General features: G+C 61.4%; 24 protein-coding genes and 1 tRNA gene. 13 read left to right on the forward strand and 12 right to left on the reverse strand.

The window, feature by feature from the left end; genetic code table 11:
- Positions 1-33: 33 nt before the first annotated feature.
- Complete coding sequence (locus B8991_RS12510) at positions 34-1401, reverse strand: FAD-binding oxidoreductase (protein ID WP_084353331.1); 1368 nt, start codon at positions 1399-1401, stop codon at positions 34-36.
- 121 nt (positions 1402-1522) lie between these two features.
- Between B8991_RS12510 and B8991_RS12515 the strand changes: the two genes are divergently transcribed.
- Entirely contained in the window at positions 1523-3160 is a 1638-nt protein-coding gene (locus B8991_RS12515) for a chloride channel protein (protein WP_412780841.1), read from the forward strand.
- On the opposite strand, the gene B8991_RS12520 is transcribed toward B8991_RS12515, so the two are convergent.
- On the reverse strand, positions 3157-3678 hold the full coding sequence (locus tag B8991_RS12520; RefSeq protein WP_084353332.1) for a glutathione peroxidase: 522 nt from the start codon (positions 3676-3678) through the stop codon (positions 3157-3159). The genes B8991_RS12515 and B8991_RS12520 overlap by 4 nt on opposite strands.
- Positions 3679-3797: 119 nt before the next feature.
- Here B8991_RS12520 and B8991_RS12525 point away from each other — a divergent pair, with 119 nt between their 5' ends.
- Together B8991_RS12525 and ftsY are read left to right on the forward strand one after the other, a co-directional pair.
- The gene (locus tag B8991_RS12525) at positions 3798-4067 is read left to right on the forward strand and encodes a DksA/TraR family C4-type zinc finger protein (RefSeq protein ID WP_084353382.1); all 270 of its coding nucleotides are present in this window, start codon (positions 3798-3800) and stop codon (positions 4065-4067) included.
- A 339-nt stretch (positions 4068-4406) separates the two neighbouring features.
- Complete coding sequence (gene ftsY / locus B8991_RS12530) at positions 4407-5777, forward strand: signal recognition particle-docking protein FtsY (protein ID WP_084353333.1); 1371 nt, start codon at positions 4407-4409, stop codon at positions 5775-5777.
- Positions 5778-5829: 52 nt separating this feature from the next.
- Here ftsY and B8991_RS12535 read toward each other — a convergent pair whose 3' ends face one another.
- Positions 5830-6309, reverse strand: coding sequence for an MgtC/SapB family protein (locus tag B8991_RS12535; protein WP_084353383.1), 480 nt, complete (start codon positions 6307-6309; stop codon positions 5830-5832).
- An 84-nt stretch (positions 6310-6393) separates the two neighbouring features.
- On the opposite strand from B8991_RS12535, the gene B8991_RS12540 reads away from it, so the two are divergent.
- The 5 genes from B8991_RS12540 (at position 6394) to B8991_RS12560 (ending at position 12175) form a co-directional block, all read left to right on the forward strand.
- On the forward strand, positions 6394-7296 hold the full coding sequence (locus tag B8991_RS12540; RefSeq protein WP_084353334.1) for an EamA family transporter: 903 nt from the start codon (positions 6394-6396) through the stop codon (positions 7294-7296).
- Between the two features lie 28 nt (positions 7297-7324).
- Positions 7325-7924 carry an inner membrane-spanning protein YciB gene (locus B8991_RS12545; RefSeq protein WP_084353335.1) on the forward strand — a complete coding sequence of 200 codons (600 nt, stop codon included), beginning with the start codon at positions 7325-7327 and terminating at the stop codon, positions 7922-7924.
- A gap of 218 nt (positions 7925-8142) precedes the next feature.
- Positions 8143-10440 (forward strand): xanthine dehydrogenase family protein molybdopterin-binding subunit, encoded by a 2298-nt coding sequence (locus tag B8991_RS12550; protein WP_084353336.1) that lies wholly within the window; start codon positions 8143-8145, stop codon positions 10438-10440.
- Positions 10418-11479, forward strand: coding sequence for a DUF2235 domain-containing protein (locus tag B8991_RS12555; protein ID WP_084353384.1), 1062 nt, complete (start codon positions 10418-10420; stop codon positions 11477-11479). The genes B8991_RS12550 and B8991_RS12555 overlap by 23 nt, the downstream gene beginning before the upstream one ends.
- Positions 11480-11698: 219 nt before the next feature.
- Positions 11699-12175 carry a CoA-binding protein gene (locus B8991_RS12560; RefSeq protein WP_084353337.1) on the forward strand — a complete coding sequence of 159 codons (477 nt, stop codon included), beginning with the start codon at positions 11699-11701 and terminating at the stop codon, positions 12173-12175.
- Positions 12176-12235: 60 nt separating this feature from the next.
- Here the strand turns inward: B8991_RS12560 and B8991_RS12565 are convergent, their stop codons facing one another.
- Positions 12236-12547 carry a phosphoribosyl-ATP diphosphatase gene (locus B8991_RS12565; RefSeq protein ID WP_084353338.1) on the reverse strand — a complete coding sequence of 104 codons (312 nt, stop codon included), beginning with the start codon at positions 12545-12547 and terminating at the stop codon, positions 12236-12238.
- Positions 12544-13305, reverse strand: a complete 762-nt coding sequence (gene hisF / locus B8991_RS12570) for an imidazole glycerol phosphate synthase subunit HisF (protein ID WP_084353385.1) — start codon at positions 13303-13305, stop codon at positions 12544-12546. Before hisF ends, B8991_RS12565 begins: the two co-directional genes overlap by 4 nt.
- 162 nt (positions 13306-13467) lie before the next feature.
- Between hisF and B8991_RS12575 the strand changes: the two genes are divergently transcribed.
- Both B8991_RS12575 and B8991_RS12580 read left to right on the forward strand, forming a co-directional pair.
- Complete coding sequence (locus B8991_RS12575) at positions 13468-14577, forward strand: THUMP domain-containing class I SAM-dependent RNA methyltransferase (protein ID WP_084353386.1); 1110 nt, start codon at positions 13468-13470, stop codon at positions 14575-14577.
- Between the two features lie 99 nt (positions 14578-14676).
- Complete coding sequence (locus tag B8991_RS12580; protein WP_084353339.1) at positions 14677-15126, forward strand: DUF302 domain-containing protein; 450 nt, start codon at positions 14677-14679, stop codon at positions 15124-15126.
- On the opposite strand, the gene hisA is transcribed toward B8991_RS12580, so the two are convergent.
- Positions 15123-15845, reverse strand: coding sequence for a 1-(5-phosphoribosyl)-5-[(5-phosphoribosylamino)methylideneamino]imidazole-4-carboxamide isomerase (gene hisA / locus B8991_RS12585; RefSeq protein ID WP_084353387.1), 723 nt, complete (start codon positions 15843-15845; stop codon positions 15123-15125). The genes B8991_RS12580 and hisA overlap by 4 nt on opposite strands.
- Before the next feature lie 145 nt (positions 15846-15990).
- Between hisA and B8991_RS12590 the strand changes: the two genes are divergently transcribed.
- Positions 15991-16368: a DUF2147 domain-containing protein gene (locus tag B8991_RS12590; protein ID WP_412780828.1), complete on the forward strand. Its 378-nt coding sequence runs from the start codon at positions 15991-15993 to the stop codon at positions 16366-16368.
- 166 nt (positions 16369-16534) lie between these two features.
- On the opposite strand, the gene B8991_RS12595 is transcribed toward B8991_RS12590, so the two are convergent.
- The 6 genes from B8991_RS12595 to B8991_RS22150 form a co-directional block, all read right to left on the reverse strand.
- Positions 16535-16611 (reverse strand) — tRNA-Met (locus tag B8991_RS12595).
- Between the two features lie 328 nt (positions 16612-16939).
- Positions 16940-17899 (reverse strand): hypothetical protein, encoded by a 960-nt coding sequence (locus tag B8991_RS12600; protein ID WP_143514593.1) that lies wholly within the window; start codon positions 17897-17899, stop codon positions 16940-16942.
- Positions 17900-17951: 52 nt separating this feature from the next.
- Entirely contained in the window at positions 17952-19367 is a 1416-nt protein-coding gene (locus tag B8991_RS12605) for an FAD-binding oxidoreductase (RefSeq protein ID WP_084353342.1), read from the reverse strand.
- Positions 19368-19720: 353 nt separating this feature from the next.
- Positions 19721-20188, reverse strand: a complete 468-nt coding sequence (locus B8991_RS12610; protein ID WP_084353343.1) for a DUF411 domain-containing protein — start codon at positions 20186-20188, stop codon at positions 19721-19723.
- On the reverse strand, positions 20185-22488 hold the full coding sequence (locus B8991_RS12615) for a heavy metal translocating P-type ATPase (protein WP_084353344.1): 2304 nt from the start codon (positions 22486-22488) through the stop codon (positions 20185-20187). Before B8991_RS12615 ends, B8991_RS12610 begins: the two co-directional genes overlap by 4 nt.
- Positions 22489-22593: 105 nt before the next feature.
- Complete coding sequence (locus B8991_RS22150; RefSeq protein WP_268876738.1) at positions 22594-22728, reverse strand: hypothetical protein; 135 nt, start codon at positions 22726-22728, stop codon at positions 22594-22596.
- A 168-nt stretch (positions 22729-22896) separates the two neighbouring features.
- Here B8991_RS22150 and B8991_RS12620 point away from each other — a divergent pair, with 168 nt between their 5' ends.
- Both B8991_RS12620 and B8991_RS12625 read left to right on the forward strand, forming a co-directional pair.
- The gene (locus B8991_RS12620) at positions 22897-23325 is read left to right on the forward strand and encodes a MerR family transcriptional regulator (RefSeq protein ID WP_084353345.1); all 429 of its coding nucleotides are present in this window, start codon (positions 22897-22899) and stop codon (positions 23323-23325) included.
- Complete coding sequence (locus B8991_RS12625) at positions 23322-23651, forward strand: YnfA family protein (protein ID WP_218673226.1); 330 nt, start codon at positions 23322-23324, stop codon at positions 23649-23651. The genes B8991_RS12620 and B8991_RS12625 overlap by 4 nt, the downstream gene beginning before the upstream one ends.
- The last annotated feature ends 191 nt before the right edge of the window (positions 23652-23842 follow it).

Below are 23842 nucleotides of genomic sequence, written 5' to 3' on the forward strand. Positions count from 1 at the left end.
GCGCTCAATGAGGTCAAGCTCGGTCCCTGTTCGCTATGGGACGAGTTTCCCGGGATTCAGAAGGTCCAAGGGGTCCAGTGCCTGTTTCAACTGGCCCATGACCGCCCAGCCATCGCCATGCTCTTTTGCCATATAGTCACGCTTGCCCAGACCCACGCCATGCTCGCCTGTGGCCGTCCCGCCAAGCGCCAGAGACCGTTTGACCATCCTGTGTGACACTGCTTTTGCCGCCGCCATTTCCGAAGGCTCTGCGGGATCCACCAACAGGATGGCGTGAAAGTTGCCGTCGCCCACATGTCCGAGAATGGGCCCTGCAAGGCCTGACTGTGCGATATCCGCGCGGGTTTCTTCGACAGCTTGCGCGAGGCGAGAGATCGGCACGCAAATATCTGTCACCAAAGACCGCGCTCCGGGCCGCAGTGCCAGAATCGCATAGAATGCGTTGTGTCGCATCGCCCAAAGCGTTTTGCGATCCTGGGTCCGGTCGGACCACTCAAAGCCGCTTGAGCCGTGATCGGTGACAATATCTCCAAAACGCTGCGCATCCTCGGCGACACTGTCGGGACTGCCGTGGAGTTCGAACAAGAGGTGCGGCTTTTCGGGAAAGGTCATGCCCGCATAGGCGTTGACGGCGGCGGCGCTGGCTTCGTCCAGAAATTCCATCCGGGCCAATGGCAGGCCCATCTGGATGGTCTCGATCACGGCGTTCACGGCCCCGTGAAAACCCTCGAAGGCGCAGACCCCGGCCGAGATCGCCTCTGGCTGGCCGTGCAGCCGCAAGGTCAATTCCGTGATGATACCCAGCGTGCCTTCGGAGCCGACAAACAACGCCGTCAGGTCATAGCCCGCACTGGATTTGCGCGCCCGCGTCCCGGTACGGATCACGCGGCCATCGGCCAGAACCACCTCCAGCGCCAGCACATTGTCCCGCATCGTCCCATATCGCACCGCTGTTGTGCCGCTGGCGCGGGTTGCTGCCATCCCGCCAAGTGTGGCATTGGCACCGGGGTCAATCGGGAAAAACAGACCTGTCGCGCGCAACTCTGCGTTCAGGGCCTCGCGCGTCACACCCGGCTGTACCCGCACATCCATATCCGCCGCCTGAATGTCGAGCACGCGATTCATGCGCCCCATATCCAATGTCACGCCGCCTTTGACGGCCGAGGTGTGCCCCTCCAGCGAGGTGCCAGCGCCCCAGGCGATCACCGGGCAGCCATGCCTGGCACAGATTTGCATGATACGGCTGACCTCTGCCGTGGTTTCGGGATAGGCGACCGCATCGGGAGGCATTCGCGGAAAATGGGTCTCTGATTCGCCATGCAGAGACAGATCGGACTTGGACCGGCTGAGCCGTTGGCCTAGGAAGGCTTCAAGCGCGTCAAGCGCTGCGTGGATGTTCATGCGGGACACTCCGTAGGGGCGGGGCGCATCCTATCCCGACCCGGCCAGTGGGGAAAGGCGAAGCGAGGCAAAGACTTTGAGCGGACGGTATGTAACGGCGCTGCAAGCACAACTGGCGGATATGGCCCGGATGTTCGGCCGCGGCTGGCAATTGCTGCGCAATCGCGGACCCAGCCAGATCCAGTTCTGGTTCATCGCGCTGGTGATCGGCATCGCGGCGGGCTTTGCGGCACTGCTGTTCCGTAGCGGCATCGACATCCTGCAAACGGCTTTTTACGGCACGTCAGACGTGAACAGCCTGCACAGTTTTGCCGGGACATTGCCTTGGTATGTGGTGCTTCTGGTGCCAGTTGGGGGTGGGTTGACCGTGGGCCTCTTGCTGCATTGGTTCACGTCCGACAAGCGCGTTCACGCGGTGGCGGATGTGATCGAAGGGGCCGCGCTGAATGACGGACGGGTGCAGAAAAGGGCGGGACTGGTCTCGGCATTCGCGTCGTTGATCACGCTGTCAACCGGCGGCTCGTCCGGTCGGGAGGGGCCGGTGGTCCATATCGCGGCGACGATTTCCAGCTGGATCAGCAACCTGATCCGGGCCGATGGGATCACCGGACGCGATCTGATGGGCTGCGCCGTGGCGGCGGCGGTTTCGGCCAGTTTCAACGCGCCCATTGCCGGTGCGTTGTTCGCGCTGGAGGTTGTCCTGCGCCACTTTTCCCTGCACGCTTTTGCGCCGATTGTCGTGGCCAGCGCTGCGGGGACGGTGATCAACCGGCTGGCCTTTGGCGACGTCACGGAATTCACCCTGCCCGGAACCACGACACTAGAATTCTACCTTGAACTGCCTGCGTTCCTTGTTCTGGGTCTGGTCTGCGGACTGGTCGCCGTGGTGATGATGCGGGCGATCTTTTATGCGGAAGACGTTGAAAACCGGCTGGAAAACCGCATCGGCCTGCCGGTCTGGGTGCGGCCAACGCTCGCAGGGCTGATCCTTGGCGTGATGGCGATCAAGTTCCCGCATATCATCGGTGTCGGCTATGAAACGACCAGCATGGCGCTGACCGGCCAGTTGTTGACGCATGAGGCGATTGTCTTTGCCGTTCTCAAGGTCATCGCGGTGGCGGTGACCTTGGCAGGTCGCATGGGTGGGGGGATCTTCTCGCCCTCGTTGATGGTGGGGGCGCTGACGGGGCTGGCGTTCGGCGGGATCGCCACGGGACTTTTCCCCGACAGCTCTGGTGCCGACACGCTTTACGCGCTGGCGGGCATGGGCGCGGTCGCGGCGGCGGTGCTGGGCGCGCCGATCTCGACCACGCTGATCGTGTTCGAACTGACAGGCGACTGGCAGACGGGACTGGCTGTGATGGTCTCGGTCTCCCTGTCAACAGCGCTTGCGTCACGTCTCGTCAACCGGTCGTTTTTCCTGACCCAGTTGGAACAGCGCAACGTGCGGCTGGCCGCCGGACCGCAGACCTATCTTCTGGCGATGTTCCGCGTCACGGGGGTCATGCGCCGGGTCACGGACGAAAACACCGCAGATGAGGAAACCTGCCAGGAGATGATCGCGCAAGGCCTATACGTTCAGGAAAGTGCGACGCTGGAGACGGCCCTGCCGGTATTTGATAAATCCGGCGTCGCCTTCCTGCCGGTGGTGAAGCTGGAGGGTGAGGCGGCGGTTCTGCAAGGCGCGCTTTACCATGTCGACGCGCTCAAGGCCTATAACCGGGCTCTGGCGGCGACTGCGGCCGAAGAACACCGTTAACGCAGCGCAGCTTTCACGGCGTTGATGATGGACGCGGATTGCGGTGTCGTCAGTGCGCCCCATGTGCCCAGAACGTCGCCCTCGGGTCCGATCAGGATCTTGTTGAAATTCCACGACGGGACAAAGCCTGTCCGGGCCTCGACCCAACCGTAGAACGGATGCGCATCCTGCCCGCGCACATGGTTTATGGTGGTCATTGGCATGTCGAGATTGAAATTGAACTCGCAGAACTCCTTGACCTCTTCTTCCGAGGCCAGCTCTTGTTTGAAATCGTTGGAGGGCACGGCCAGTACGATAAATCCCTGGTCCCGGTAGTCGTCATAAAGCGCCTGCAACCCGTAGAATTGCGGCGTGAACCCGCAGCGAGACGCGGTATTCACCACCAGTACCGGCTGACCTTTCCACTGATCCAGAGACAGCGTGCCGCCGTCGATGGATTTGAACGTGAACCCCTGCGCAGCAAGGCCGGGCAGGGCGGTGAAAGCGGCCAACAACAGGGCAATGACAAAACGAAACATGCGAAAAATCTCCTTTGTCTTGAAACATAGCGGCGGCGGCGAAAGGTCAAGCGGCCAAACCCTTTGCAGAACCGGTGCGGGTGCTTATGTTTAAGGCAGGCTGGCTGACGGAGGATGGCATGGCAGGCGGATGGGCGCGCGACGGCGCGGTAAGCGAACAGATCGAGGCGTCGATCAATGACGAGCTGGCACGTCTCAAGGCGCGGCGCGGGCCGACGGGCGAAAGCCTGACCCATTGTGCCGAGTGCGAGGAAGAAATCCCAGAAGCCCGCCGTATCGCCTTGCCGGGGGTGAAACTTTGCATCGACTGTCAACAGGAACGCGACGGCGCGTTCAAGGCGCGCGGCGGCATGAACCGGCGCGGGTCGAAGGACAGTCAGTTGAAGTGACCGGCCACGGTCCGGATGCCGCTCGGTCTCGCCGGATCGCGTTGGTTTGGCCTGCGCTTCGTGGACCTGTCGCAGCAGCGCCAGGGCAACGATGCGGCGCGGCGGTCGCTTTGCCTTCAGCTTCTGCAAATCCGATGACGGCTTCGTTGTGCAATCTTCGACAAGGTGACTACCGGCGGTTACGGGGCAGCATGGCGGTGGAGCGTAGTTGAGGCAAAGCCTCATCAGCGTTGGATTGCGGTCAGCGGCTCAACTATTTCAGCATCCGCTTTGACAACTGGGACTTTCATCTCAGCCAGTGTGGTATTAGGTGATAAGCATCACAAGCTGAGGTTGGGTATGTCTTTTTTCGGCAAGATGAAGAACCGGTTGTTCAAGTCGTCGTCAAAGCTGGACGAGGGGCTGGAAGCAATCGTTGGCGAGGGCGGCGAAGAAGACGAAGCGCCATCCGAGCCACTGCGCAGCGCGGAACAGGAACGGGCGGTGCAAACCGCGCCTGAACCTCCGGGCGAGACGCCTTCGCCCACCCCGCCCGCGCCAGACGCGCCCACTGAAGTGCCGCCTGCACCGGAACCTGATCTGCCGGAAGAGCCGCAGCCGGTGCCGGAGCCAGATTTGCCGCCGCAGACCCCGCCAGAGCCGGAGGTGCCGCCAAACCCGGCACCCGAACCCACGCCCGGCCCGGACATTCCCGGCAACAGCCCTGTCGAAGTACCACAGCAGGCACCGCAGGAAGTGCCCGTGCGCACGCCTGATCGGGTGCCCGCACCCGCGCCGCTGGAGATCCCGATTGAAGCACCGCAGGAAGTGCCCCCCCGCAGCACTGGCTTGCTCAACCGCCTGTTGGGACGGCGCGAGGATCGCATTGTGGTGCGGCGCGCGCTTGACGACGACATGCTCGAAAGCCTCGAAGAACTGCTGATTGCCTCGGATATGGGCGTTGATACGTCTTTGCGGGTCACCGCCAATATGGCCGAGGGGCGCATGGGGCGAAAGCTGTCGGTGCCGGAAATCAAACAATTGCTGTCGGACGAGATTACCCGGATCATGGATCCGGTGGCCCGCCCGATGCCGCTGTACCCATCCAAACCGCAGGTCGTGCTGGTGGTGGGCGTGAATGGCTCTGGCAAGACCACGACGATCGGCAAGCTGGCCAGTCAGTTTCGCGCGGCGGGCAAGTCGGTCGTGATTGCGGCGGGCGACACGTTTCGTGCAGCCGCGGTAGAGCAGTTGCAGGTCTGGGGGGATCGCGCGGGTGTGCCGGTGCTGACCGCGCCCGCAGGCTCTGACCCGGCCAGCCTGGCCTTTGACGCCATGACCAAGGCGCAGGCGGATGGTGCGGACCTTCTGATGATCGACACGGCAGGTCGTTTGCAGAACAGGGCTGACCTGATGGAAGAACTGTCCAAGATCGTCCGGGTGATCCGCAAGAAAGACCCCGACGCGCCACATAACACGCTTCTGGTGCTGGATGCGACGACCGGCCAGAACGCGCTGAGTCAGGTTGAAACCTTCAGGAAGCTTGCCGATGTGTCGGGGCTGGTGATGACAAAGCTTGACGGGACCGCCAAGGGGGGCGTGCTTGTCGCATTGGCCGATAAGTTCGGCCTGCCGATCCATGCCATCGGAGTGGGCGAGCAGATCGACGATCTGGCCCCGTTTGACCCCGAGGATTTTGCCGCCGCTCTGACCGGTCTAGACCGGGCGTGACCGACGACAATCAGATGCTGCCTTGCAGGCGCAGGCCACCTGTAGACGCGCGCTACCGCGTGCCCATCCAGCGCTCAACCTCACGCAATAGCAGTAGGACGGCCAGAACGATCACTGTTGCCATCGCGGCCAGCGGCAGTTGTCCTGATCCGCAGGCAAGTCCCACAGCCCCGGCCAGCCACATAGATGCGCCGGTCGTAGTGTTGCGGACCTTGTCGCCAGAGGTGAAGATAATCCCGGCCGCGAGGAATGCGACACCTGCGGTCACCGCCTCGATCAGGCGCAGGGGATCGACGCGCAGGCCGTCGGTCTCGGCGAACATTGCGGCAAGCTGCTGGCTGACGACGATGAAAAGGCAGGCGGCCATCGACACCAGCATATGTGTCCGCAGCCCGGCCGGTTTTTCGCGGCGTTCACGCTCTAACCCGATCATACCGCCGAACAGGACCGCTGCGAGCAGCCGGACCGCGGCAACCTCTGCCGGGATGGCGGCAAAGCTGCCTTTGAATTCACTGACAATTGTTTCGAGCATGCCTCCCCCTGCATTGCGATCCGGCCGGATCATGGACAGTCAACTCGTTTGCTTGGCGCGTGGTTCCGAAAGGTCGGGTATTGTATGAGCGCCTGGCTGATCTCTTTGGAAGGCACCGAAGCGGGGCACCAGCTTGCGCTTGTGCTGGCCTTGCTCGCCGCGTTCCTGCATGCCGTATTCGGCGCATTGCAAAAAGGGCGGCACGATCCGTGGCTTAGTCGCGCGGCAATTGACGGCAGCTATGGGTTGATGGCGGCGCCGTTTGCGCTGTTCGTCGTGCCCTGGCCAGAGCCACACATGTGGCCGATCTTCGCGGGGGCCTTCGTCATTCACACCGGCTACAAGCTGTTGCAGGCGCAGGCCTATACCAAGGGTGCCTATACGGTGGTCTACCCGGTCGTGCGCGGGACCGGACCGCTCTTTGCAGTCATCGGGGCCTATCTGATCTTTGGCGAGGTGTTTTCGGTCACGCAGTGGCTGGGTGTCGGTGTCCTGCTGGCGGGCATCTTCGGACTTGCGGTCTACAATCTGATCTTTCTGACCCAGGCGCGCGATACCTTGTGGGCGGCGCTGATGCTGGCCTTTCTCACCGGGATCTTCGTGGCGCTTTATACGACCTACGACGCCTATGGCATCCGGGCCACCGCCGACCCGTTTACCTTTCTGGCGTGGTTTTTCATGATCGATGGGGTGGCATTTCCGGTGCTGGGCGTGATGCGCTGGCGAAAACTGTCCGAGCGTCCGACGCTGCCGCCGCTTCTGGTGCGGGGTGTGGTCGGCGGCGTGATTGCGTTCTTCAGCTTCGGGTCGATCATGCTGGCAACCCGGCTTGACAAGGTTGGCGAGGCGGCGGTCCTGCGCGAAACCTCGACCGTGTTTGCGGCGCTGATCGGCTGGCTGGTGCTGAAAGAGACGGTCGGACCGCGACGGATTGCGTTGATGACCTTGATTGCCGCAGGCGCGGTCATAGTTGAATTTGGCGGCTGAGCCCGCATCACCGAAATGGAGGCCTGTTTTGGCAGAGCGCAAGATCAACCCGATACTGAAACTGGCGCTGGAGCTTGGCCCCGTCGTCGTGTTCTTCGTGGCGTTTCTACGGCTGAAAGGGAACAGCTATGAAATCAACGGAACCATGTATGACGGGTTCATCCTGGCAACGGCGGGCTTTGTGCCACTGATGATCCTTTCGACGCTTGCGCTGTGGAAGCTGACCGGCAAGCTGTCGCGGATGCAGGTGACCACGCTGGTTCTGGTGGTGGTGTTCGGCGGGCTGAGCGTCTGGTTCAACGACGATCAGTTCTTCAAGATGAAGCCGACGATGATCTACCTGCTGTTCGGGGGTGCGCTTGGGATCGGCTTGCTGCGCGGCGAAAGCTATCTGAAATTCGTGATGGAAGAGGTCATGCCGCTGCAACAAGAGGGCTGGATGATCCTGACCCGGCGGCTGACGGCGTTCTTCCTGACACTGGCGATTCTGAACGAGGTGATCTGGCGCACGATGAGCACCGAGACCTGGGTCTATTTCAAGACATTCGGGCTGACGGCTGCGATCTTCGTGTTTTTCATGACCCAAAGCGGTGTATTCAACCGCTACGCCATCGAGGACGACACCTGAAAGCGGGGGCGGCCTTTTGTCCAAAACGCCCCTGTGCATAAGCGATTGCCAGCCCGCTTCGTGGTAGATCACTGAGATATGCCGGGGCACATCACGATCTTTTCATCCCTGCGCGCAGGTGCCCGGAACCGCCTTCCCGCGGGGCGGGGCTGGACAGTTTGCACGCAGGGATTAGTCTCGCCCACAAACAACAACGGACGCCAACGGGAGAATGGGATATGGATAAATTTGGCAAGAGTCAGCCAGTCAAACGTGTCGAGGACGTCCGGTTCCTGACAGGGCATGGCCGCTATGTCGATGATATAGCCCCGGAAGGGGCGCTGTTTGCGTATGTCTTTCGGTCGCCCGTCGCGCATGCCACGATCACCACGTTGAACGTGGATGAGGCGCGCAATGCGGATGGAGTGCATGCGGTGCTGACCGTTCAGGATCTGCTGGATGGTGGGCTGGATGTTCACATTCCCGGTGCCACGCAGCCCAATCGCGATGGTACGGACGGTGCCGCACCCGAACGTCCGGTTCTGGCGCGGGTCAAGCTGCGTCATGTCGGCGAGGCCGTGGCGATGGTGGTCGCAGACACGCTACAGCAAGCCAAGGACGCGGCAGAGCTGATCGAGCTGGACTATGACGAATTGCCCGCCCAGATGGCCTGTGCGCCGGGCGACGTGGCGATCCATGACGAGGCACCGGACAACCGGGCGCTGGATTACGGTCTGGGCGATGAAGAGGTCTGCAACGCGGCGTTCGAGGCTGCCGCCCATGTGGTCAGCCTTGAAGTGCCCGACAACCGGATCATGGTCTGCTCGATGGAGCCGCGTGGATGTTTCGCCGAATGGGACGCTGACAAGCTCCATGTCTCGGTCAACGGCCAGGGCGTCTGGGGGCAGAAGGACCTGCTGTCCAAGGCGTTTGGCTTGCCCGACGACAAGGTGCGCGTGACCAACCCGGATGTCGGCGGAGGCTTCGGGATGAAGGGGTTTGCCTATCCGGAATATCATGTTGTGGCCTTTGCCGCGAAGACGTTGGGCCGTCCCGTGCGCTGGATGTCGGACCGGACAGAGGCGATGCTGTCGGACAATGGCGGGCGCGATCTGGTCAGCCTGGGCGAGCTGGCCTTTGATGAAAACCTCAAGATCACCGCCTACCGCGTGCATAGCAAATTCAACCTTGGTGCTTACAATTCGCAATTTGCGCAGGCTATTCAGACCTTTCTGTTCGGCCGCGTGTTGATGGGCACATATGACGTGCAGAACACCTGGCTGCGTGCCGAAGGGTATTTCACCAATACAGCGCCGGTTGACGCTTATCGCGGTGCCGGACGGCCCGAGGCAATCTACCTGCTGGAGCGGATGATGGACCGCGCCGCGCGCGAGCTGGATATTGATCCGATCGAATTGCGCAAACGGAATTTCATCCCCGAGGCATCGTTTCCCTACAAGACCGCCACCGGGGAGCTTTATGACGTCGGCGAGTTTGCCAAGCTTCTGGACAGAGCCGTGGAAGAGGCGGACCACGCCGGACTTGCTGCGCGCAAGGCGGCGTCCGAAGCCAAGGGGCGACTGCGCGGGTTGGGCATCTGTTACTATATCGAAAGTATTTTGGGGGATCCTTCCGAAGGTGCCAGAGTAGAGTTCGAGGAGGATGGCAGCGTGACCTTGTTTGTCGGAACCCAGTCGAACGGTCAGGGCCATGAAACTGTCTATGCGCAGTTCCTGTCCGACCAGTCCGGCATTCCGGCAGATCAGATCCGTGTGGTGCAAGGTGACAGTGATCTGATCGCCAAGGGCGGCGGCACGGGCGGGTCACGCTCTGTCACCACGCAGACGAACGTGACGCTGACCGCAGTCGCAAAGATCGTGACAGAATTTTCGGCGTTTCTGGCCGAAAAACTGGGCGTCGACGCGGCTGATGTCAGCTTTGATGATATGCAATTCCGCGCCGAGGGGTCGAACGTTACGCCGACCATGCTGGAAGTGGCCCAGATGGCGCGCGAGGCCGGGCGCGATGATCTGCTGCGCCACGAAGCGCGCGACGAATTGCCGGGACGCTCTTATCCAAACGGTGCGCATATTGCCGAGGTCGAAATTGACCCCGAAACTGGTGATGTGCAGGTCGACCGCTATACGGTTGTTGATGATTTCGGCAACCTCATCAACCCGATGCTGGCCGAAGGGCAGGTGCATGGCGGGGTCGCTCAGGGGCTTGGTCAGGCGATCACGGAACGCGTGGTTTACGACGAGGATGGGCAACTGCTCACGGCGACGTTCATGGACTATGCGGTTCCACGGGCCGACAATGTGCCGATGATTTCCTTCTCGACGCGCCCGGTGCCGTCGACGGCCAACCCGATGGGGATGAAAGGTTGCGGAGAGGCGGGAACTGTCGGGGCAATGGCGGCTGTGGCCAATGCCGTGCAGGACGCTTTGTGGCAGCGCGGGGTACGTCAGGCCGACATGCCCTTCACGCCGCACAGAGTATGGGAAATGTTGAACGATGTGGCCATCGCGGCTGAGTGACAGATTCGTAACCTGGCTGCGCCGGACATTTCGGGCCGATCATTCGGCGTTGAGCGCCCGGCGTGGGATTCGCACTCATGTGATCGTTCTGGATGGCACGATGTCGTCCTTGGTTCCCGGCGAAGAGACCAATGCCGGCATCACTTACCGTCTGCTGGAAGAGATGAACGGCCAGCTGTCGCTGTATTACGAGGCAGGCATTCAGTGGCAGGAATGGCGCAGCACCGCGGATGTTCTGACCGGGCGCGGCATAAACCGTCAGATCCGAAGGGCTTACGGTTTTCTGGCGTCGCGCTACAGACCGGGAGACAGGATTTTTCTGTTCGGGTATTCGCGTGGTGCCTATGCGGTGCGGTCTTTGGCGGGTCTGATCGACCGCGTTGGACTTCTTCGCGCCGAAGAGGCGACAGTCCGGAATATCCGGACGATCTACAGGCTTTACGAAAGCGACCCGGCAGGCCCGGTCACCCGGTCGTTTGGTCAGGTCCATTGCCATCCGCAAGCCCCGATCGAGATGATCGGCGTGTGGGATACCGTCAAGGCGCTTGGCTTGAGATTGCCCGTGTTGTGGCGCTGGATCGAGGATAAGCACGGGTTTCACAACCATGAGCTGGGCGCGAGTATCCGGCATGGCTACCACGCGCTGGCGCTGAACGAGACCCGTCATGCCTATGCGCCGGTTTTGTGGACAAGCCCGCCGGATTGGCCGGGCAAGGCCGAACAGGTCTGGTTTCGCGGCACCCATGGGGATGTCGGTGGACAACTGAACGGGCATATCGCGTCACGGCCTTTGGCGAATATTCCACTGGTCTGGATGTTGGGCCGGGCCGAGGCATGCGGTCTGCCCTTGCCCGATGGTTGGCGTGCACGGTTTCCCTGCGATGTCACGGCACCCTCGGTTGGCACATGGAATGGCACGGGAAAGCTGTTTTGGTTCCGCAGGGCGCGCACGGTCGGGCGGGACGCTTCGGAGCGTCTGCACGAGTCGGTGGGAGCGTCAGATCACCCTGCGCATCCCGGCGAAGCGCAGGCCATTTGATCGTCCGCGAAGTGTTGGGATTCAGCTGTCAATCACATTTCCTTGAGTGGTCCTTATAATTTTCAGCCTGTTGCCTATCTACTGTATCAAGAGCACGGGCCGGAACCCCGAAGCTCTTTTACACTGTCCCTCGTTCCGCTACTGGCGCTCAAGACTGGTTCTTGAGCGCCTTTTCTTTTTCGACTTTTGTCGGCACGATGATGACGGTAGCTTGGGCGCATGAGTGAAACATATTCCGACGCCTTCCTGAAAAAGATACTGACCCGGACGAAAACCATCGCGGTGGTCGGGGTGTCGCCCAATCCGGTGCGGCCCAGCCACTATGTTGCCCGGTATCTGGCGCTGAAGGGGTTTCAGGTGATTCCGGTGAATCCCGGTCATGTTGGTAAACAGCTTTTTGGTGCAACGGTGCGGGCATCGCTGACAGATATCAAGCAACCAGTCGATATGGTTGATATATTTCGCCGCTCAGAGGCTGTGCCCGATATTGTTGAAGAAGCGCTTCAGGTGTTGCCTGCGCTGCGTACGGTCTGGATGCAGATCGGTGTTCAGCATGATGAGGCGGCACAGGCGGCCAGAGCGGCCGGTTGCGATGTGATCATGAACCGTTGCCCGAAGATCGAATACCAGCGATTGTTCGGTGAGTTGCGTATGGGCGGCTTCAACACCGGGATATTGTCGTCGAAACTAACGTGACGTCGTGCGCCGCTGTTCCGGCTGCGCCGGAAGGCGCCCCGCCCACCGTCCCGTCGTCAGCTATTCCGAGCGCGACGCTTTTTCGCTGATGCCGGAAGTGCCTTGCCGCCGCGCCAGTTCCGCCATGACATCCGAGAGCGGCACGTTGCGCGACTGAAGCATGACGAGGAGATGAAACAGGACATCGGCAGCTTCTGACGTGAGGCGCGATTTGTCATCTTTGATGGCTTCGATAATGGCTTCTATCGCCTCTTCTCCGAACTTCTCGGCGCATTTTTCCGGGCCTTTGGCGAGAAGCCTGGCCGTCCAGGAGCTATCCGGGTCGGCTTGGACGCGTGCCGCGATCGTGGCGGCGAGATCGTCGAGGGTCATGTCATCCTCATAGGAATGCCGGCGGCAGCCATATGGGCCTTGGCCTCGGTAATCGTATAGTCACCGAAATGGAAGATCGAGGCGGCCAGTACGGCGGAAGCCCCGCCCAATGTGACGCCTTCGACAAGGTGATCGAGCGTGCCGACGCCGCCCGAGGCGATCACCGGGACAGAAACAGCATCCGAGATGGCGCGGGTCAGCGGCAGGTTAAAACCTGCACGCGTGCCGTCGCGGTCCATTGAGGTGAGCAGAATCTCTCCGGCACCTTTCTCGGTGACGGTCCGGGCGAAATCCACAGCATCAATGCCGGTGGGACGGCGGCCGCCATGGGTGAAGATTTCCCATTGGCCTGGGGCTGTGGTCTTGGCGTCTATGGCTACGACGATGCACTGGCTTCCAAACTGGTCCGCAGCGCGGGCCACGACGTCCGGATCGGCGACGGCGGCGGAGTTGAAGCTGACCTTGTCGGCACCTGCCAGCAGCAGCGCCCGGACATCAGCAGCGGTTCTTACTCCGCCACCGACTGTCAGGGGGATGAAGCATTGCTCTGCCGTGCGGGTGACCACATCGAACATTGTGCCGCGGTTTTCATGGGTCGCGTGGATGTCGAGAAAGCAGATCTCGTCGGCTCCGGCCGCGTCATAGGCGCGGGCGGCATCGACGGGGTCACCGGCGTCGCGCAGATCGACGAAGTTGACGCCCTTGACGACACGGCCGTCGGCCACGTCAAGGCAGGGGATGATGCGTGTCTTCAACATGGGCGACGTCATACGCGGCGGCAGGGCGGGCGGCAAGCGTGGAAAACACGCAGGTGGTGCGACGTGGCTGAGTGACCTGCCACGACCTTGCAGTTAGCGGGTGTCGGTGGAGTTGGCGAAAAACCTGTCGCGGGGGCGGGGCGATTGATCTATGGCAGCCATATGGAAAACACGTTTGAGATCTTTCTGGCGGCAGCGCCGGGCTTGGAAGAGGTGCTGGCCGAGGAGGTTGGCGCGCTGGGATTTGGACCGTTGGAGGCCGTGCCGGGGGGCGTGAGCTTTCAGGGCGGCTGGCCCGAGGTCTGGCGGGCCAATCTTGCGCTTCGCGGTGCCGGGCGGGTGCTTGCACGGATCGGCGGGTTTCCGGTGTTCCATCTGGCGCAACTGGACAAACGGGCGCGCAAATTTCCCTGGGGGGACGTCCTGCGGACGGATGTGCCCGTGAAGGTCGAGGTCACCTGCCGCCGGTCAAAGATCTATCATGCAGGGGCGGCCAGCGAACGGATCGTGCGGGCGATCACCGAAGAGCTTGGCGCGCCGGTCGCCGATGACGCGCCGGTGCGGGTGCTGGCGCGGATCGAGGATAATTTCTGCGGCTTTTCCGTCGATACTTCGGGCGAAGCTCTGCACAAGCGCGGCCATAAAGAGGCCGTTGGCAAGGCCCCGATGCGCGAGACATTGGCGGCGCTGTTCCTGCGGCAATGCGGCTATGACGGGGCCGAGCCGGTGGTTGACCCGATGTGCGGGTCGGGCACATTTCCGATTGAGGCGGCAGAATGGTCGGTAGGTCTGATGCCGGGGCGGTCGCGGGCATTTGCCTTCGAGAAGTTCGCAGGCTTTGATGCAGAGGCATTCGCTGCAATGCGCGGGCCTTCCGACCTCGCTGACGGGCCGGTGCGGTTTTACGGATTTGATCGTGATGCCGGTGCGATCCGGATGAGCCAGGCCAATGCCGCGCGGGCCGGCGTTTCTGCACTGGCGCAATTCAACTGCCAACCCATCAGTGCGCTGGAGCCGCCAGAAGGACCAAAGGGGCTGGTGATGGTCAATCCGCCATATGGTGGGCGTATCGGCAACAAAAAGCTGCTCTACGGGCTTTACGGGTCTTTGGGGCAGGTGCTGAAAGAGCGGTTCGCGGGATGGCGCGTCGGGATCGTGACCAGCGAGGCGGGGCTGGCGAAAGCGACTGGACTGCCATTCGCGCCGCAGGGCGCGCCAGTGTCGTTCGGGGGGCTGAAGGTGCGGCTGTTTCGGACGGGGCCGTTGCGTTAGCGGCAATCCGCCGGAACGCCACCTCACGAAATTGTTGATGGGCAGGCGCGTGCGGTTACACGACGATAGGGGCAAGTTTTACAGCCATCGGAGTGCTTTATGAAACACTTGCTTGCCGCCGCCTTCTGCCTTGTCGCAGCCCCCGCCCTCGCCAGTGATGACGATATTATCAAAGTGCAGGCTTCCGGAGATGTCGCCACAACGATGGACCGGCTGGAAGAGGCGGTGACAGGGGCTGGTGCTACCGTCTTTGCACGGGTGGATCACGCGGCGGGGGCGGCCTCGGTCGACATGGTGCTGGATGACGAGCAACTGCTGATCTTCGGCAATCCCAAGCTTGGTACGCCTGCCATGCAGGATGACGCGTTGGCGGGACTGTATCTGCCGCTGCGGGTGTTGGTCTACAAGGACGGCGAGGGCCAGGTCTGGCTGGCTTATGAAGATCCCGAGGAAATGCTGGACGAATTGTCCATTCCCGACGATGCCGAATATGTGAAGATGATGACCGGCGCGCTGGCCAAGCTGACATCTGCCGCCGCTGGCAACTAGGCCTTCAGCGCCGTGAGGGCCGCTTTCAGGTCGAGCGCCCCGTCATAGAGCGCACGACCGGAAATCGCGCCGTTCAGGTTGGCCCCGCAGTCGCGCAGCGCGATGATATCTTCCAGTGAGGACACGCCGCCGCTGGCGATCACCGGGATGGATACGGCGCGGGCCAGTGCCGCGGTGGCCTCGATGTTGGGGCCCTGCATTGCGCCGTCGCGATTGATGTCGGTGTAGATGATCGCGGCGACGCCGGCGTCCTCGAAACTGCGCGCAAGATCGGTGACCATGACATCGGTTTCCTCGGCCCAGCCCTTGGTGGCGACACGTCCGTTGCGCGCATCGATACCCACGGCGACCTTGCCGGGGAAGGCGGCTGCTGCCTCGCGCACCAGCGCAGGGTTTTCCACCGCAACAGTCCCAAGGATCACGCGGGCGAGGCCCCGTTCCAGCCAGCGCTCGATCGTTGCCATGTCGCGGATACCGCCACCCAGTTGTGCCGGCACTTTTGTCCGCGCGAGAATCGCCTCGACCGCGGCCGCATTCACCGGCTCGCCCGCGAAGGCACCGTTCAGATCCACCAGGTGCAGCCACTCACAGCCGGCCTCGACAAACTCCATCGCCTGCGCGGCGGGGTCGTCGTTGAAAACGGTGGATTTCTCCATATCCCCGCGCAAAAGCCGCACGGCCTGGCCGTCCTTGAGGTCGATGGCGGGATAAAGGATCATCTGCGTCTTCCTGTCTGTCTGTTCCGGTTCGGCTTTTGCACCGGGGACGGACAGAATGCAACGCGACCTGACGTCAGACTTGATCAACGCAGCTTCGACACGTCAGGATTGTCCCATCACTCAGGGAGGAACAGAGATGAAAATAATGGCATTGGCCGCTGCAGTTGCGCTGGTCGCAGGGGCGGCATTGGCAGATCCGGTCGAGGGCACCTGGCAAACCCAGCCCGACGACAACGGTAATTTCGGTCTGGTCAAGATCAGCACCTGCGGTGCCGAGATCTGCGGCGTGTTGGGGCAGGGCTATGACAAGTCGGGCAAGAAAGTCAGCTCGCCCAATATCGGCAAGCGGATGATCTGGGCGATGCAGCCTAAGGGCAACGGCAAATATGCCGGTGGCAAGATCTGGGCGCCCGACCGCAACAAGACCTACAACTCCAGAATGCAGCTGAACGGCAGTTCGCTCAAGGTGGAAGGTTGCGTGCTGGGCATTTGCCGGGGGCAAACCTGGAGCCGGGTGAACTGAACCGACGCAGTTTTACTTGGGAAATTCGCCTGTGCGGGGCGGCAAGCGCTTGCCTCGCACAGCATGCGAGCGTGCGCTTTTGCGCGCCAATCTCGGAACCTGAAGCGTGTGCAGCATAGCCGGGAACCGACCCGGTTTGCAGCCTGCGCCATGATGTAGAATTAAATGGTAGCGGAGGAGGGACTTGAACCCCCGACACGCGGATTATGATTCCGCTGCTCTAACCGGCTGAGCTACTCCGCCACGGTGGACGCTAGGTAGTGCAGCACTCGGAGGGCGTCAAGCGTCTTTTTTGCCCTGAAAGACGGGTTTTTCTGCCCGAGCGAGAGACCGGCGAATTGCGACGCAGATGACAAAGAACGGGGTATCAATGCGATACGCCAGTTCGCTCCAAGCACGGGATTACCGGCAAACAAGGATGCCTTTCCGGTTTTTCCGTATCGCTCGATGGCGGTGTTCAGAAATCAGGAATTATCCACCAAAATAAACAGGCGCTGATACATGGCATCAGGCATCTACCGGATATTCTGTTCGAAAGATCGGTGGATCGCAGCCGGACATGGGGCTGCGGCTACCTGGTCCGGAACAATTCACCTTTGGTGTCATTGGTGACGACCTGCGAAAAGTCATCGGGATAGAGGTGATGCGCCAGTTCGCTTGTATAGGGCAGTTTCTGAAGCACCGTTTTCGGGAACCGGCGCTCTACCTGATTGCGACGGAACTTCACGTCTTCCGGGTTCTGCTCGGTGTCGAGATCCTGGTCATTATTGACGTAATGGCTCTCTCTGATTTCATCGAATTTGGGATGCGCGGTGAAATTCGTGACCTCCAGCCCAAGGCTCCGTTCAATGTCGTTCAAGCCATCGTTCAGGGATACTTCGTCCAGGTTCAACGTAATTGTCCGGCCAAATGGCATGTCCCATATCGGATGGATCTGAGAGCAAAGATGAGTATCCACCTGTCGCGCCGCCCGCGTCAGATCCACTGTTTTCAGAACCTCTCCGAATTCTCGCAAAGACAGGCCGTCACGCTTGATATTGATTCCGCGTTGCAAGGCAATCTCGTCCGCAATGGGAAATCTGACAGCATGTCTTAGAATCGCGACAAGGCGCTTGACCGGGTCGCGCGTGACCTTGATCAAGGTCCAGTCTTGTTGCCCGTTGGCCAGAAGTGCATTGCGTCGCCGTCTAAATTGCGCACTGTCATAATAGACTTTGGTGCGGAAATTATGCGGCCAGGGGTGATAGTAGTTCGCAGCCGCCAACAGGCGTTCTTTCAGAAAGAACCACGTCACCACATGCGAGCATGCCGATTTTGGCGAAAAGGAAACGACGATCCGCTGTTTGCTGAATATCAAGGCCCGAGGATTGACTTGAAACGCGTCGAACCATTCGTCTTTCGGCTCTTCTGTCGTAACGCTCTTTTTCAAGCCTAAACGCGCTAACATGACCATGTTCCTTACCATTGAACCGACTTTCGAACGGTTCCTAAATCCACGTCCGACCTTATACAAGGCGAACAGGGCGAACAACCGTCATGCAAGCCTTGCGTGTGGGCGCAAAGGCGCGGAAATGATGCGCGTCTCATGCCGCTGGCAGCACCGCGCCGGGGTTCAGAATGCCTGCCGGGTCCAGCGCGGATTTGATGGCGCGCATGGCTGACAGTTTTGCCGGGTCGCCGTAGCGGGCCAGATCATCGACCTTCAGTCGCCCGATGCCATGCTCGGCACTGAGCGAGCCTTCCATGTCATGCACAAGGTCGTGGACGGCGCGGGTCATTGCCTGTTTCAGATTGGAAAATTCGGCCTTGTTACGGCCTTTCGGCGGGAAGATGTTGAAATGCAGATTGCCGTCTCCGACATGGCCAAAGCAATTCACCCGGAAATCGCCCATGGCGGCAATGACTTTGCGGCCACGAGCAATGAATTCTGGCAGAGCGCCCAACGGGACAGAGGTGTCGTGGCTGGCAATCGCGCCGATCTGACGGTTGGCGAGCGGTATGGATTCGCGCATGGTCCAGAACTCTGCGCGTTGTGTATCCGACTGCGCGACCAGCCCATCGGTGACCAGACCGGCGTCGAATGCGGCCACGAACAGCTCTTCCAGCGCTTCCGAGGGGACCAATCCGCGCGGCAGGCCTACTTCTATCAGGACCATCCATTCGGGCATCGGGTCAAAGGGCAGGCGGACATCCGGTAGCTTTTCGGCCAGAAAATCGGTGCCGGTGCGGTCGATCAGCTCAAAGGCGCTGACTGCTTCGCCGATCTGGTCACGGGCCAGCGACAGCAACGCCAATGCGGATGCGGGATCGCGCACCGCCATGATCGCGGTTCCGCGCCCGGCAGGTATAGGCGACAGTTTCAGCGCGGCTGCGGTGATGATGCCCAACGTGCCTTCGGCCCCGATCAGAAGGTGGCGCAGATCATAGCCGGTGTTGTCTTTGCGCAACCGCCGGAGCCCGTGCCAGATTTGACCGTCGGGCAGGACCGCCTCCAGCCCGAGGCAGAGATCGCGGGCATTGCCATAGCGCAGCACGTTCACGCCACCCGCATTGGTCGACAGATTGCCGCCGATCCGCGCAGTGCCTTCTGACGCCAGCGACAGCGGAAACAACCGCGACTCGGTCTCGGCAGCAGCTTGCACATCAGCCAGAGTCGCGCCAGCTTCGGCGATCAGGACGTTCTCCTGCGGGTAGACGGCGCGGATCGCGGACATGCGCTCCAGTGACAGGACGAGCGTTTGCGGACCGTCTCCGGACACCTGTCCACCGACGAGTCCGGTGCCGCCGCCGTATGGCACAATGCCCACCCGCGCGGCCTGACAGGCGCGCAGGATCGTCGCGGCCTCTTCGACGGTGCGGGGCAGGGCAACCCATTCGGACTTGCCCATCCAGGCACCGCGCGGCTCTTCCAGATAACGTGGTTCTGCGGGGCGTAGAGTGTCGTCAGGAAGGTCCCCAGCAAGTCTTTCGACAAATTCCGCATCGGCCGCGTTCAGCATGTTAATCCCCCGGTGTTTGCTGGGTCATCTTTACCAAACCGCCCGAGTGCTACAAGCAGAGTCGCTGCGCTTGCCACCGCTGGGTTGGACATCGGCCCACACTGTCGTCGGCAGGAAAAAGAACTGCGCGGCAAAACTTGGAACGTCTTGCGTGCAGGTTGATGTGGGGCCGGAAATGCATCGAGTGCCCTCGGCACGTTCCGCATGACCGTCTACCGGGGGTGGAGGCCAAAGGCACCGAGGCGGGCGTAGACAATAACAGGGCCAGCGACAGTTGTACGGGACTTTCCAGACTTTCGCCGCAATTGCGCGGATCAAATCGGCTTGGGACCCTAACGGTGAAGGCCGTTTTCTTACGCGGCCTCGTAGCTGGAAAAGACCTCCGTGCTACCGTCTTTGCGGATCAGGAAAACGTCATAGGCTTCGCGCGCATCGACTGGTCCCATGCCCGGCGATCCATAGGGCATGCCCGGCACGGCGAGACCGACGGCTTCGGGACGCTCCGCAAGGAGCCTGCGGATATCGGCCGTCGGCACATGGCCTTCGATCATGTAACCCTCGATTTCGCCGGTATGGCAGGACGTCATCTTCTGGGGGATGCCGTTATCCAGTTTGTGCCGGATCAGAAGGGTGCCGAAGCTGCGCTCGGTGGTGACCGTGAAGCCATCTTCGCGCAAGATTTTGATCCATGCCGTGCAGCAACCGCAGTTCGGGTCCTTCAAGACGTGAATCGAGAGCGCGTCCTGTGCCAGCCCGGCAGTTGCTGTCGCGGCGGCAAAGCTCGCAGCGCTGGCCATCATGGCGCGACGGGTAAGGGTCATGTGTGTTTCCTTTCAAGTGGAGTGGTCACGGATGCAGTCTTGCGATCTGTATCCGGTGTCTGTTTTGTGGCTGGACCTACCATATCTCTCGGGTCCGAAGGTCGAAAAAACAAAAGTCGCAGGGCGTTCATCGTCACCAGAACCGTAGCGCCGGTATCGGCGAGGATCGCGATCCAGAGGCCCGTTATACCAAGCACGGTGGTCACGAGGAAGACCGCCTTCAGCCCAAGTGCTATGGCGATGTTCTGACGGATGTTCGACATGGTCGCACGGGCAAGCCGGATCTTTCCCGGCACGTCCGTCACGCGGTTGCGCAGGATCGCGCCATCGGCCGTTTCCAGCGCCACGTCGGTGCCCGAACCCATAGCGACCCCGACATGGGCGGCGGCCAGCGCAGGCGCGTCGTTGATCCCGTCGCCGATCATCATGACCCTTGCGTCGGACGTCAGCTCGCGGATGGCTGTGACCTTGTCCTCTGGCATGAGTTCCGAGCGCTGTTCAATGCCAAGCCCGTCGGCGATGGCCTGGGCGGTGCGGGAATTGTCCCCGGTCAGCATGACAGACGAGATGCCGAGCCTGCGAAGCTGCGCCACCGCGTCCGCCGCATCGGCGCGTGGTTCATCCCTCAGCGCGATCATGCCCTGGGGCACGTTGTCCCGCAGCACGATCACAACCGTCTTGCCCTCGGCTTCCAGCGCCGCAATGCGACGTCGAAGGACGTCATCGATCGCAGCGCGCTCCTCTGCAAGCCGCGGCGAACCTACGCAGACGGTCACGCCGCCGATCGACGCTTCCGCGCCCTTTCCGGGCAGTGCCCGGCTGTCGGTGGTCGCAGCCACGTCGATGCCTCGTCGCTCCGCTTCTGCGCAGATCGCTTGGCCCAGCGGATGGCTCGCGCCGGCCTCGACACTGGCCGCAAGGGCCATCAGGTCGTCTTCGTCCCCGGTCAGAACGGACACATCCGTCACCCGAGGCTTGCCGTGCGTCAACGTTCCGGTCTTGTCAAAGGCGACATGGGTGGTCCGCGCCGCCGCTTCGATCACCGCGCCGCCCTTCATCAGAAGGCCATTGCGTGCCCCGGTGGACAGCGCCGAGGTGATGGAGGCCGGCACTGATATTACCAGCGCGCAGGGGCAGCCAATCAGCAGAAGCGCAAGTGTGCGGTAAATCCACTCGCCCCACTCTTGCCCGAAAGCCAGCGGCGGGACGATCGCGACCAAGAGTGCGGCTCCGACAACGGCAGGCATGTAAACCCGGCTGAAGCGGTCGATGAAGCGCTCGGTCGGCGCTCGGGCGCTCTCGGCCTCCTCGACCAGCCGCACGATGCGGGCGATGGTATTGTCCTCGGCTGCTTTTGTAACCCGTACGCGCAGCAGCGCCTCTGCGTTGATCGATCCGGCATAGACCTCGGCACCCGGCTCTTTGAGGATCGGGACGCTCTCTCCCGTCACCGGGCTTTCGTCGACGCCTGATGTTCCGTTGATGACCTCACCGTCACAGGGCATCCGGTCGCCGGGACGGACCTGAACGATCTGGCCCACTTGGAGCCTTTCGGCTGAAACCTCCCGGGTTCTTCCGCCGACTTCAACTCGCGCGGTTTTGGGTACGAGTTTCGACAAGGCACGGATGCTGTCGCGTGCCTTGCCGGCCGAAATGCCTTCCAAGAGCTCCCCGACAGCGAAGAGAAAGACGACGAGCGCGGCTTCTTCCGGCTCGCCGATCACGAGCGCACCGCCGGCGGCGATCGTCATCAGCATTTCGATGGTGAAGGGCATACCGGCCCGGGTCATTGCGAAGGCGCGTTGCGCCACGGGCACGATCCCGATCAGCGTGGCAAGAACGAAGGCCCAATGCGCGATTTCGGCAGGCACCACGAGACGCGACGCCCAAGCCGCCGCGAGCAATGCGCCAGTGCCAAGCACCAGACGGCCCTTGGATGTCTGATACCACGACGGTGTCGGCACCGTCTCGGTCCCTGCCGTGTTGTCGTCCTCCGGCTCCGATTCTTCTTCCGCAGCGGGGAACGCCCCGTCCGGCAGGACAAAGCCTCCCTTTGGCTTCTCCGGCCGTGCCCCCTTGGGTGCGATGCCGAATCCCACATCACGCACTGCCTTCTCAATTCGTTCGGGGGAGGTCTGATCGGCGTCCAGCGTCAGACGAAGCCGTTCGGCCATAAGCGCGACATCGACACCTTCGACGCCCGGCAGACGCTCGACCGCGCCCCGGACCTTTGCGGCGCAGGCCCCGCAATCCATGCCCGTCACCCGCCACTCGCGTCGTCCTTCACTCCTGTCCGCCATCATATCTCTCCGCCGTGATTCCCGTCGGAACCCGATATACGATCTACAGCAACTATAGGTTCAAGGCTGAATTCCAGTTTTTTGATAAATAGCCTGGTCCCGTCCTCACCCGAAGATCAATTGGTGCCGCGCTGCTGCGCATCCATCGCCCCCTTCGACCGGGTAGAAGACGGCCAGTTCCGCTGCGCCTGGCGCGGCGATAGCGACGGCCGTACATAACCCTTTCTGAAGTCTGGTCATCTGCTCGGAATGCTTTGCAGTACCTCATTTTGACGCTTGCATAGAAGCTACAGCAGGTAGAGGTTCGGGCTCTTTTCTGATCGCAAACATGCAAATAGTCTGTTCGTGAAACCCTTGCCTGTCCGAGCGACGAAACCTACAATGGCTGTAGCAATCAGGAGGCTTCCCATGTTGTCGATCGGCACACTTGCCAAGCGGACTGGCGCGAAAGTACAGACGATCCGTTACTACGAACAAATCGGCTTGATGCCGGAGCCGGGTCGGACCGAAGGCGGTCAGCGCCGGTACGGAAATGCGGGGCTTGATCGTCTGGCGTTCATCCGCCACTCTCGCGAACTCGGATTTTCTCTCGAGGCAATCCGGGAGTTGCTGGACCTTTCGGACAGCCCTGAACGATCCTGCGCGCAGATCGACGCGGTCGCCCAGAGACAGCTTCACGAGGTCGAGGCCCGCATCACTCGGCTGAAGGCGCTTCGGATCGAGCTGCGACGGATGCTTGACGAATGCAGTGCTGATCGGGTTGCCGATTGCCGCATTCTCGAGGTGCTGCGCGATCATGAAGAGTGCCTGTCCAATCACGACGGGACTGGCATCTGACGTTGGCGGCGCTGATCTACCCTCTCGCTGCGCTGGCCGAAATCGCCGGATGTTTCGCCATCTGGGCTTGGTGGCGGAGCGGTGCATCCGTGCTTTGGCTTCTTCCCGGCATTACGAGCCTCGCGCTGTTCGGCTGGTTGCTTGCGCAGGTCGAGGCCGGCTTCGCAGGGCGCGCCTTCGCGGCCTATGGCGGTGTCTATATCGCCGCCTCGCTCCTCTGGATGTGGGGTGCGGAAGGGCAACGGCCGGATTTCTGGGATTTTTTTGGCGCAGCCCTGTGCTTGATTGGTGCCAGCTTGATCCTCGTCGCCCCGCGCGCAGGGTAACAAAGTCTTCAAAGATACCGAGTTTAAGTGCGGTGCAATCAAGGCTTCCGCGCTAGTCAAAACGGCGCTTATGGGCTCTCTGCGCCGATCAGGGATGACCGGTTTCATTCTGTAAGCGCCAGTGAACCGCCGATGAAAGCCTGCTGAACTTATATGTGACGAACGACCCGTCAGAGGGTAGGCGGTACCGC

The sequence above is a fragment of the Primorskyibacter flagellatus genome (genome assembly GCF_900176485.1).
GTDB classification, from domain to species: Bacteria; Pseudomonadota; Alphaproteobacteria; order Rhodobacterales; family Rhodobacteraceae; genus Primorskyibacter; species Primorskyibacter flagellatus.